The organism is Bradyrhizobium sp. MI1.3, assembly GCF_055811695.1.
This window is the reverse complement of record NZ_JBVVPQ010000282.1, coordinates 1-355: the sequence shown is the minus strand read 5'-3', so window position 1 is coordinate 355 and position 355 is coordinate 1. Positions and strand designations below refer to the sequence as shown.

The 355-nt window shown below is 58.6% G+C and carries 1 protein-coding gene; it reads left to right on the top strand.

Going from position 1 to position 355, the window contains the following annotated elements; all coding sequences use genetic code 11:
- Positions 1-300, top strand: a 300-nt coding sequence (locus AC0L3A_RS41035; protein ID WP_473256622.1) for a recombinase family protein, incomplete at its 5' end; no start/stop codon positions are given.
- Positions 301-355 lie beyond the last annotated feature (55 nt).

Below are 355 nucleotides of genomic sequence, written 5' to 3'. Positions count from 1 at the left end.
AGCACGGAGCTGCAGTACCGCCTCGTCGATCGCGCCATCGGTCTGGGCTGGCCGCCGGAGCGCGTCCAGGTCATTGACGAGGATCTGGGCAAATCCGGTGCTGGCGCTGTGGATCGTCATGGTTTCCAGAAGCTCATTGTCGAGATCGGCATTGGCAACGCCGGTCTTGTGGTGAGCCTCGACGCTTCTCGCTTGGCCCGCAATAACCGGGACTGGCATCAGCTTCTTGAACTGTGCTCGGTGTTCGGCGTGCTCATTGTCAATCGGCGTTCGACTGGGGCTCTGACGCATATTCGATGATCGTGATTGTTTTTATGGCGCGCCAATCAGCCTAGCCTGAAGGAGATCGAGCTTA